10 protein-coding genes are annotated in these 10587 nt (G+C 72.9%); 9 read left to right on the plus strand and 1 reads right to left on the minus strand.

What is annotated here, in order from left to right; genetic code table 11:
- Positions 1–169 precede the first annotated feature (169 nt).
- From ABT137_RS39345 to ABT137_RS39370, 6 genes are read left to right on the plus strand one after another with little or no spacing between them, the layout of a single operon-like run.
- Positions 170–1675, plus strand: a complete 1506-nt coding sequence (locus tag ABT137_RS39345; RefSeq protein ID WP_351716421.1) for an ATP-binding protein — start codon at positions 170–172, stop codon at positions 1673–1675.
- On the plus strand, positions 1672–2094 hold the full coding sequence (locus tag ABT137_RS39350) for a roadblock/LC7 domain-containing protein (RefSeq protein ID WP_351716423.1): 423 nt from the start codon (positions 1672–1674) through the stop codon (positions 2092–2094). Before ABT137_RS39345 ends, ABT137_RS39350 begins: the two co-directional genes overlap by 4 nt.
- Complete coding sequence (locus ABT137_RS39355; protein WP_351716425.1) at positions 2091–2453, plus strand: DUF742 domain-containing protein; 363 nt, start codon at positions 2091–2093, stop codon at positions 2451–2453. Before ABT137_RS39350 ends, ABT137_RS39355 begins: the two co-directional genes overlap by 4 nt.
- Positions 2425–3048: a GTP-binding protein gene (locus ABT137_RS39360; RefSeq protein WP_351716428.1), complete on the plus strand. Its 624-nt coding sequence runs from the start codon at positions 2425–2427 to the stop codon at positions 3046–3048. The genes ABT137_RS39355 and ABT137_RS39360 overlap by 29 nt, the downstream gene beginning before the upstream one ends.
- Positions 3045–4271 (plus strand): cytochrome P450 family protein, encoded by a 1227-nt coding sequence (locus ABT137_RS39365; protein ID WP_351716430.1) that lies wholly within the window; start codon positions 3045–3047, stop codon positions 4269–4271. Before ABT137_RS39360 ends, ABT137_RS39365 begins: the two co-directional genes overlap by 4 nt.
- Positions 4268–5500, plus strand: coding sequence for a cytochrome P450 family protein (locus ABT137_RS39370; protein ID WP_351716433.1), 1233 nt, complete (start codon positions 4268–4270; stop codon positions 5498–5500). Before ABT137_RS39365 ends, ABT137_RS39370 begins: the two co-directional genes overlap by 4 nt.
- 144 nt (positions 5501–5644) lie before the next feature.
- On the opposite strand, the gene ABT137_RS39375 is transcribed toward ABT137_RS39370, so the two are convergent.
- On the minus strand, positions 5645–7174 hold the full coding sequence (locus tag ABT137_RS39375) for a helix-turn-helix domain-containing protein (RefSeq protein WP_351716435.1): 1530 nt from the start codon (positions 7172–7174) through the stop codon (positions 5645–5647).
- A gap of 412 nt (positions 7175–7586) precedes the next feature.
- Here ABT137_RS39375 and ABT137_RS39380 point away from each other — a divergent pair, with 412 nt between their 5' ends.
- The 3 genes from ABT137_RS39380 (at position 7587) to ABT137_RS39390 (ending at position 10437) form a co-directional block, all read left to right on the plus strand.
- Positions 7587–8207, plus strand: a complete 621-nt coding sequence (locus tag ABT137_RS39380) for an L-threonylcarbamoyladenylate synthase (protein ID WP_351716437.1) — start codon at positions 7587–7589, stop codon at positions 8205–8207.
- A gap of 114 nt (positions 8208–8321) precedes the next feature.
- A complete protein-coding gene (locus ABT137_RS39385; RefSeq protein ID WP_351716439.1) occupies positions 8322–9077 on the plus strand; it encodes a dienelactone hydrolase family protein in 756 nt (251 codons plus the stop codon).
- A gap of 160 nt (positions 9078–9237) precedes the next feature.
- Positions 9238–10437, plus strand: coding sequence for a glycoside hydrolase family 64 protein (locus tag ABT137_RS39390; RefSeq protein ID WP_502984650.1), 1200 nt, complete (start codon positions 9238–9240; stop codon positions 10435–10437).
- The last annotated feature ends 150 nt before the right edge of the window (positions 10438–10587 follow it).

Genomic DNA, 10587 nt, shown 5'->3' on the forward strand with positions numbered 1-10587 from the left:
CCGACACTTGACACAGAAGCGAACAGTCACCGAACGGATTCGCAGTGATGTAACGATTCACCGTGCGAGGCCGGTCAATGACGGTGTGTACTGTGCAGCGAGCGCCACATGGGAGGGCCCCGGGCTCCCCCCTGCCCACTGCTGCCCTACTCCCCTGGAAACCGATTCCATGATCGAATTACCGGAACTGGTGGCCGGTGGTCTCGCCGCCGGAACGCTCTCCGCGCTCGCCCTCGGCGGCAGCCTGCTCAGGTCCCGGCGCCAGAAGGCCGCGCTGCGGGCCGAGGTGACGGAGTTGCGCGCCCGGCTGGAGGGCACCGAGGGCGCGTTCATCACCGAGGTCGAGCATCTAGCCGCCCGCCGGATGCCCGCGGCCGCCGCCCAGCTCGCCCACCCGCACCTGAGGGTGCCGGGGCCGGCCGGACAGCTCACGCCCGGCACTCCCACCGGGATCGCGCTGGAGTACGTGCTCACCGCGCTGCGCGAGGAGCTGACCGCGCAGCGCACCAGGATCGACGCGGCCGCACAGGCCGGACTGCGCGGCGCCACCCGGGAGATCCAGGCCGCCCTGTACCGCCTGCAGGACGCCCTGCGGGGGCTCCAGCAGCGCTACGACGATCCGGAGCTGGCGCAGACGCTGTTCGCGCTGGACCACGAGAACGAGCAGTCGCTGCGGCGGGCGCAGGTCGCGGCGGTGGTGTGCGGGGCCTGGGTGGGACTGGCCCGCGAGGAGTCCCACGTGGTGGACGCCGTCACCGGCGGCCAGGCCCGGCTCTCGGGCTACCACCGGGTTCTGGTCAACAACCACCTGGAGCCGGGCACCGCCCTGGTGTCGCACGCGGTCGAGCCGGTCGCCATCATCGTCGCCGAACTCCTGGACAACGCGCTGCGCCACTCGGCGCCGGACACCGACGTCGTGGTCAATCTGGAGCACGTCCACCACGGGGTGTGCGTGTCCGTCGACGACGCGGGCCTCGGCATGACGCAGGACGAACGGGCGCGCGCCCAGCGGCTGGTGGCGGGCAGCGACCCGATCCTGCTGACCGACCTCGGCGACCCGCCGCGCATGGGTCTGGCCGCGATCGGCCAGCTCACCCGCCAGTTCGACCTGAGCGTGGACGTCTCCTCCCCCTCGCCCTACGGCGGGGTGCGCGCGGTGCTGCGGGTGGACAGCCATCTGCTCGGCCGGATCGACCCGGACGAGCGGCCCCCCTCGGCCAGCGCGCCCCGGTCGACCCGGGAGCGCTCGGTGCGCACGGAACCGGCACGTGCGACGGCGGCGCGCGAGGCGTCCGCAGGCGAGGCAGTCGTACGTGCGACGCCCGCGCCTGAGACGCCGGTGCCCGAGACGTCCGTGCCCGAGATCGCGCCTTCCGAGTCTCCGGCGGCCGCCGGGCCGGCGTCGGCCCGGTCCGGGCCGGGGGTCGAGCACGAACGCACACCCGCCCCCGGCGGCGTGGAGCCGGGTGACCTGGGCGGTCTGCCGCAGCGGCGCCGGCGTACCCCGGCCGCCGCCCCCGGCGTGCCGCAGCCGCAGCCGGCCGCGCGCCGGCCCGAGGAGGCGGCCGCCGCGCTGGCGGCCCTGCAGTACGGCACCGCGGCGGCGCGGGCCCCCAAGCGGGCGAGCGCGCCCGAACCCCACCGGACCGACGACGAAGGAGGAGCGGCCAGATGATCAGCCGCGATGCGGGCGAGACGGCATGGGTGCTGGACCCCGTCCTGCAGGTGCCCCATGTACTGGCCGCCGTCCTGCTCACCCGGGACGGCCTCGCGACCGGCTACACCGACGGCCTGTCCCGGGCGAGTGCCGAGCGGGTGGCCGCGATCACCAGTACCGTGCAGGGCGCCTGCCGGGCCGCGGCGGCCGCGTTCGCCGACCGGGACCGGGCCGAGGTGCGGCAGGTGGTCATCGAGTCGGACCACGGGTACGTGCTGATCGTGCCGACCGACCACGGCACCTGTGTCGCCGCCTACGGCGACCCGGAGGTGCGCCTGGACCTGCTGGCGCATCGGGTGCACTCGCAGGTGGCCCGGCTGGGCGAGAAGGCGATGGCGGCCGCGCCCAGAGGTTCCGACGGCGGCGCGCCGGCATGACCGGCCGCCGTGGCGGCCGTCCTCTGGTCCCCGCGTATCTGTCGACCGGCGGGGTGGCCCGGCCCAGCCGTCCGTACCTGGAACGGCTGACGGTGCTCACCCGTGACGGGACTCCCCTGCCCGCCGGTCTGCCGGCCGCCGAACTGGCCCTGCTGGAGCTGCTGTCCGGCGGCGCGCTGACGGTGGTGGAGGCGGCGGCGCTGCTACGGCTGCCGTTCACGGCCGTGCGGGTGCTGGCCGCCGACCTCGTCGACCGGGGCCTGGTCCAGGCCCGCGCGCCGATCCCGCCCGCCGAACGGTTCGACCCCGACCTGCTGAAGAGAGTGGCCGATGGCCTCCGCGCCCTCAAGCACCAGTGAGCTGCCCCGCGGGGGCGGCACCCATCTCCCCGACGGCGCCCGCGACCTGGTGAAGATCCTGGTCACCGGGCCGTTCGGAGTGGGCAAGACGACCCTGATCGACTCGGTGTCGGAGATCCGCCCGCTGCACACCGAGGAGCATCTCACCGAGGCCTCCGTGCCCGTCGACGACCTCGACGGGGTACGCGAGAAGGAGACGACGACCGTCGCCATCGACTTCGGGCGGATCAGCCTGACCGGCGGGATCGTGCTGTACCTGTTCGGGACGCCGGGGCAGGACCGGTTCCGGACGCTGTGGGACGACATCTCCTACGGGGCGCTGGGCGCGCTGGTCCTCGTCGACAGCCGCCGCATCGACGCCTCCTTCGACGTCCTCGGTCTGGTGGAGGAGGCGGGGCTGCCGTACGCGGTCGCCTTCAACGCGTTCCCCGACGCGCCGAGCCACTACACGGGCGACCAGCTGCGTGCCGCCCTGGACCTGGCGCCGGGCACCCCGATGGTGACCTGCGACGCCCGGGACGCGCACTCCTCGGTCGACGCGCTGCTCGCCCTCGTCCAGCATCTGATCGACGACCGGCCGGCGGAGGCCCGATGACCGCGCAGCAGTCCTTCACCGTCTCGGGTCCGGTACGGCTGTGGGAGGACGGGTTCGCCCGCAACCCGCACGGCTACTACGCCGCCCTGCGCGCCCAGGGCCCGGTCGGCTGGGCGGAGCTCGCGCCGGGCACCCCGGCGTACGTGGTCACCGAGCGGCGTGCCGCCCTCGACGTGCTGCGGGACGTGGAGACCTTCTCGCACGACCCGCGGGACTGGGAGGCGACCGTCCCCGAGGACTCCCCGCTGCTCGGCATGATGCGCTGGCGGCCCAACGCCCTGTTCTCCGACGCCGACGCGCACATCCGCTACCGCGCCACCCTCATCGACGTGTTCGACCTGATCGAGCCGCACGACCTGCGCCAGCTGGTGCACCGGGCGGTCCGGCTGCTGGTCGACCGGTTCGGGCCCAAGGGCGAGGCGGACCTCGTCACCGACTTCACCCGGCCCCTGATGGCCCTGGTCTTCAACAACCTGTTCGGGCTGCCGGACAGCCAGGGCGACCGGCTCAACGAGGGCCTGCTGAAGATGATGGAGGGCGGCGCGCAGGCGGCCGCGGGCGAGGCGGACTTCGTCGAGTACGTGCTGCGGCTGATCGCCGCCAAGGTCGAGGAGCCCGGCGAGGACCTGCCGAGCATGCTCCTGGACCATCCCGCCCGGCTGACCCCCGAGGAGGTCACCTGGCAGGTGTTCCTCACCCTCGGCGCCGGCTACGAGCCGAGCACGAACCTCGTCTCCAACGCGCTCTCCCGGATCCTCGGCAACCCGCTCTACTACTCCACGCTGACCAGCGGCGCCCGCCCGGTGATGGACGCGGTGATCGAGGTGCTGCACCACGAGACCCCGCTGGCCAACTACGGCATCTACTACGCCCGTCGGCCGGTCGCCTTCCACGGGGCGTGGGTCAGGCCGGCGATCCCGGTGGTGGTCTCCTTCGGCGCCGTCGGGCTGTTCGCCGAGCGGGAGGTCAGCGGCGGCCGGCGCGCCGGCGACGCCTCGCACCTGTCCTGGGGTGCCGGCCCGCACGCCTGTCCGGTCCGGCACCACGCGCTGCTCATCGCGACCGAGGCGATCGAACGGCTCACCCTGTGGCTGCCCGACCTCGACCCGGTCCTGCCCCGCGAGAAGCTCAGCTGGCGGCCCGGCCCGTTCCACCGCTCACTGACCTCGCTGCCCGTCCGGTTCAGTCCCCGCTCCCCCGACCAGCCTGGAGAGTCGTCGTGACCGTCACCGACCGCATCGCTCTCGACCCGTTCGGCTCCGACATCCCGGCGGAGAGCGCACGGTTGCGCGCCCTCGGCCCCGTGGTGCCCGTCGAACTGCCCGGCGGCATACCCGCCTGGGCGCCCACCGGCTACGACGTCCTCAGGGAACTCATCCTCGATCCCCGGGTCAGCAAGGACCCGCGCAAGCACTGGCGGCTCTGGCCGGAGATCGGCGAACACCCCTCCTGGGGCTGGGTGGTGAGCTGGATCGGCGTGGTCAACATGCTCTCCGCGTACGGCCCCGACCACACCCGGCTGCGCAAGCTGGTGGCGCCGAGCTTCACGCACCGCCGTACCGAGGCGATGCGGCCGCGTGTCGCGGCGATCGCCGCGGAGCTGCTGGACGGCGTGGCGGCCGCCGGTGCCGACGGCTCGGTGGTGGATCTGCGGGCCGGTCTTGCGCAGCCGCTGCCGATGCGGATGATCTGCGAGCTGTTCGGGGTGCCCGACGAGATGCGGGACGACACCGGTGCGCTGATCGCGGCCATCATGGACACCTCCGACCCGACCCCCGAGCACGCCGCGTTCGTGCAGGAGCGGATCGGCACGGTCCTCGGCGGGCTGATCGCGTACAAGGTGGAGCACCCGGGCGACGACATGACCACGGAGCTGATCCGGGTCCGCGACGAGGACGGCGACCGGCTCGGCGACGAGGAGCTGCTGTACACGCTGCTGCTGGTGATCGGCGCCGGGTTCGAGACCACGGTCAACCTGATCGGCAACGCGGTCGTGGCGCTGCTGACGGATCCGGTGCAGCTGGCGGCGGTGCGCGCCGGGACGGTCGGCTGGGACGCGGTGATCGACGAGACGCTGCGGGTGCATCCGTCGATCGCCTCGCTGCCGCTGCGGTTCGCGGTGAGCGACCTGAAGGTCGGGGACGTCACCGTTCCGGCCGGGGACGCGATCATCACGACGTACGCGGCGGCCGGCCTGGACCCGGCGCACTACGGGCCGGACGCGGCCGCGTTCGACGCCGCTCGGGGTGGCGACGACCACCTGGCGTTCGGGATCGGCGTGCACCGCTGCATCGGCGCGCCGCTGGCCCGGGCGGAGGCGCTGGCCGCGCTGCCCGCGCTGTTCGAGCGGTTCCCGGGGCTGCGGCTCGCGGTCGGGGCGGACGAGCTGCGGCAGGTGCCGTCGTTCATCGCGTTCGGCTGGCAGGAGATCCCGGTGCGTCTGGAGGCGTGAACCGGCGTCGCGGGGGCAGTGCGACGGGGAGGGCGGGGGCCTCGACCGGTCCCCCGTTCCGGTCGTGCCCCCGCGCATCGTGAACATACGTCCGGATCCGGCCGTTGGGTATCGCGCTGGTGCCCGTTCGTACCCGCCGAGGACTCACCCGTGCACAGGTGAGTCCGGTTGGCCCGGATTCGCCCGCAGCAGGACGGGTACGGCGAGGTCCCCGAGGGCGAGATGGGCCAGCACCACCTCGTACAGGTCGGTGCCGGCGGCCAGCAGCTGGCGTTCCAGGACGGGCTCGGCCCCCCGGACGTGTTCGCGGACGGTCTGGGCGTGCACGCCCAGGTCGTGGGCGGCGCGTTCGGCGTTGCCGCCGACGGCGATCCAGGCGCGCAGGGTGCCGCGCAGGTCGCGGCCGTCCCGGTCCAGGCGGTCCAGGAGGTCGTGCGCCCAGGCGCGCAGCGCCGGGCCGGCCAGCAGGTCGCAGAGGCGGACGCCGGACGGCCGCGGCAGCCCGGCGGCCAGCTCCTCCGTCAGGGACGCCTGGGTGTTGAGGGCCAGATGGGCGGCGGCGCGCACGGTGAGGTCGGAGAAGTCCACGCCCAGCAGTGCCTCGACCCGGTCCATGCGGGCGCGCACGGTGTTGCGGCTGACGCCGAGGACCTTGGCCGCGCTGACGGCGGTGAACTCCAGGCCGAGACGGGTGGTGGCGAGGAGTTCCGCGCGGGTGTGGTGGGGCAGGGTGTCGAGCGGGCGCAGCACGGCGGCGGACCAGGCGTGCAGCGCGTCCGGATCCATCAGGCGTTCCGGGTGGGTGCGTTCGGCGTAGACGGCGGCCTGGTCGGGGCGGAAGTGGGCGACGGCGAGGGCGCTGACGGCCTGGCCGTAGGCGGTGGACGTCTGGGCCAGGCTCTGCCGGACGCTGCCGCCGAGGAAGGTGCCGGGGCGGCCGTCGACGAGCGAACGCAGCCGTTCCGTGGTCGCGGGCACGGGGCTGAGGACGATGACGTGGCCGTCCATGGCGGGGCAGCGCACGACGAGGGCCTGGCCGCGGGTCACGACAAGGCAGTCCTCGGCGAGGCCGTCGCGTTCCGCCGGGTGCCCCTCGACGATGTAGACGCTGGCGCTGTCGGTGTCGAGCAGTCCGGGCCACAGGCCGGCGGCGACGCGGCGGGCGGAGACGGTGTCCTCCACCATCAGGAGTTGCAGGATGGCGAGACGCAGGTCGGCGGCGGCGCGCCGAAGCCGGTGCCCGGCGGCCGTCAGCTCCCGCTCGCGCAGCAGGAGTTCGACGACGCCGGCGGTGTGGGTGACGATCTCGGCGGCGCGCCGGTCGAAGGGGGTCGCGCGGGCGACGGCGAGCAGCCCGGCGGCCGCCGGACGGGAGTCGGGGGCGCGGACCGCGACCAGCCGCAGGTGGCGGTCGTCGTCCTGGACGGCGGCGGCGGAGATCCGCCCGGCCGCCACGTCGGCCGCGAGCCCTGCGTCGAGGGGGATCCTGGTCCCGGCGAGCAGGGTACCGTCGGCGTCCTGGAGGCAGACGGTCCCCTGCACGGCGCCGGCGAGCCAGGCGACGACCCGGCGCGGGTCGCGGGCGCCGGGACGCAGATGGTCGAGGAGCCGCTCGGCCCAGCCGTCGCCGTGCAGTGCCGGGTGCTGGGGGCCCTCGCCTGCTCGGCCTGCCATCTCGCCCTGCCCCTCGTCCCTCGCGTCGGCCTCGATCCACGGACGTTACCCGATGAACGAAGCCCGGTGCCGACCGTTGGGCACGGCTCCGCCGGCGGCCCTCGGGGGAAGGGCCGCCGACGGAGGAAGCCTCACCCGGGGCCGGGGGGAGGGTCCCGGGGTGGCTGGTTCTTCGGATGCCCGGGAATCCGCCGGGTATGCGTGCCGATTTTCAACGCCGCCGGCTCCCCGAAGTCCGCGGTTTGGCAGCGCCCCGAAGGGGCGCTGGGGGTCCCCCCGGCCGAAGGCTGGGGGGAGGAACTGCGCGACCAGCCACGACGGCGCCGCAGTCGAATCACGGCATATCGCGGCACCTCCAGCGGAGCGCCCCGCTCGCCCGGCCGAAAGTCGCCGTACGGCATAAGCTCGGCGGATGGCGAAGTACTTCGACGTGCACCCCGACAACCCGCAGCCGCGCAGCATCTCGCAGATCGCCGACGCGGTCCGATCGGGGTCACTCATCGCATATCCGACCGACTCCTGCTACGCGCTGGGCTGCCAGCTCGGCAGCCGGGACGGCATCGACCGGATCCGTACCATCCGGCATCTGGACGACCGGCACCACTTCACGCTGATGTGCCGGGACTTCGCGCAGCTCGGCCAGTTCGTGCGCGTGGACAACGACGTGTTCCGGGCCGTGAAGGCGTCGACGCCCGGCAGCTACACCTTCATCCTTCCGGCGACCCGGGAGGTGCCGCGCAAGCTGCTGCATCCGAAGAAGAAGACCGTCGGCGTCCGCATCCCCGACCACGTGGTCACCCAGGCGCTGCTGGCGGAGCTGGGCGAGCCGCTGCTGTCCAGCACCCTGCTGCTGCCGGACGAGGAGGAGCCGCCGACCCAGGGCTGGGAGATCAAGGACCGGCTGGACCACCAGGTGGACGCGGTGGTCGACTCCGGGGAGTGCGGCACCGAGCCGACCACGGTCATCGACTTCTCCGGCGGGGAGGCCGAGATCGTCCGCCGGGGCGCGGGCGACACCTCCCGCTTCGAGTGAACTCGAGGGTCCCCCGTACACGGCCCTTTCACCTTGGCGTGCCACGATGATCACGACATGCCGCGCCGGGTGTCCCCCACCCCGACGCCGACTCAACAGAGAGGCACTTGCGCCATGACCGCCGTACAGGGAACCGACGTGGACATCACCACCGAGGACGGTGTCGCCGACGCCTACCTGGCCCATCCCGCCGACGGGCTCCCCCACCCGGGCGTGCTCTTCTACCAGGACGCGTACGGAATCCGCCCCCACCTGAAGTCGATGGCGGACCGGCTCGCCGCCGCGGGCTACACAGTGCTGATCCCGAACGTCTTCTACCGCAGCGGCCGCACGCCGGTGATCGACCTCCCCGAGTTCATCGACCCCTCCGTGGACCCCACGATCTGGCAGCAGATCATGCCGGCCATGCAGACGTTGACGCCCGAGCGTGTCACACGGGACGCCGACGCCTACCTGAACTGGCTGGCCGACAGCCCGCTGGTGGCCGACGGACCGGTCGGCATCACCGGTTACTGCATGGGCGCCCGGCTGGCCGTGGGGACCGCCGCCGTCTTCCCGGAGCGGGTCGCCGCGGCGGCCGGCTTCCACGGCGGCCGACTGGTCACCGACACCCCGGACAGCCCGCACCTGACGGTCGGCCCCATCACCGCGGAGCTGTACTTCGGCTTCGCGGACCAGGACCAGTCGATGACCGAGGAGCAGATCGGCACCTTCGAGGCGGCGCTCACCGCCGCCGGAGTGCGCAACACCTGCGAGATCTACCGGGGCGCCGACCACGGTTACACGCAGGCCGACACCCCGGCCTACTCCGCCGAGGCCGACGAGCGGCACTGGTCCGCGCTGCTCGACCTGCTGAAGCGCACCTTCTGATCCACCCGCTTCACCCGGTTCCGGGGGCCCGTCGACCGACGGGCCCCCGTTTTCGTCCACCTTGTTGACATGGACCCGACCGACCGCCAACCTGAGAGCGCTCTCAGAATTGGTCCGGACCAATTTCCGGACCAACCCCGACCCCACACGGAGGTGGAGAGTGCGCACAGGACTCGTACGCCGGACGCTGCCGCTCACGGCCGCGGCGGCGCTGATCGGCGGGGCGCTCACCCTGGGCACGCCGGCCCCGGCCGGCGCGGCCGTGCCGGACACGATCCCGCTGAAGATCACCAACAACTCCGGCCGCGGCGACCAGGTCTACATCTACGATCTCGGCACCCAGCTCTCCACCGGACAGCAGGGGTACGCCGACGCGGGCGGCACCTTCCACGCCTGGCCGGCCGGCGGCAACCCGCCGACCCCGGCGCCGGACGCCTCGATCACCGGCCCGGCGGCGGGTCAGTCGAAGACGATCCGGATCCCGAAGTTCTCCGGCCGGATCTACTTCTCCTACGGCCAGAAGCTGGACTTCAGACTGACCACCGGCGGCCTGGTGCAGCCCGCGGTGCAGAACCCGACCGACCCCAACCGCAACATCCTCTTCAACTGGTCCGAGTACACGCTGAACGACTCGGGCCTGTGGATCAACAGCACCCAGGTGGACATGTTCTCGGTGCCGTACGCGGTCGGGGTGCAGCGCGCCGACGGCAGCACGGCCAGCACCGGGCACCTCAAGTCGGGTGGCTACAACGGGTTCTTCAGCGCCCTGCGCGGACAGCCGGGCGGCTGGGCGAACCTGATCCAGACCCGGTCCGACGGCACCGTGCTCCGCGCGCTCTCCCCGCTGTACGGCGTGGAGACCGGGGCGCTGCCGTCGACCGTCATGGACGACTATGTCAACCGGGTCTGGTCGAAGTACTCGACGTCGACCCTGACCGTCACACCGTTCGCCGACCAGCCGAACACCAAGTACTACGGCCGGGTCTCGGGGAACGTCATGAACTTCACCAACTCCGCCGGAGCGGTGGTGACAAGCTTCCAGAAGCCGGACGCGAACAGCATCTTCGGCTGCCACAACCTGCTCGACGCGCCCAACGACCTGGTACGCGGCCCGATATCGCGCACACTCTGCGCGGGCTTCAACCGGTCGACACTGCTGACCGGCGCCAGCCAGCCGGACACCAACCCGGCCGACTTCTACCTGGACACGGTCACCAACCACTACGCGCGCAAGATCCACGCCCAGATGGCCGACGGCAAGGCGTACGCCTTCGCCTTCGACGACGTCGGCAACCAGGAGTCCCTGGTCAACGACGGCCGTCCGCAGCAGGCGTACCTCACGCTGGACCCGCTGAGCTGACCCGCGCGAGAGTCCCGCACCCGGCTCGCGGGTGCGGGACTCTCGGCTTCGGTGCGTCAGCCGGTCGTGACGGCGGTGTCGTCGACGACGAAGCTGGTCTGGAGCGAGGAGTCCTCGACACCGCTGAACTTCAGGGTGACGGTCGAGCCC

Source organism: Streptomyces sp. NPDC001980 (assembly GCF_040296885.1).
Classification (GTDB): domain Bacteria; phylum Actinomycetota; class Actinomycetes; order Streptomycetales; family Streptomycetaceae; genus Streptomyces.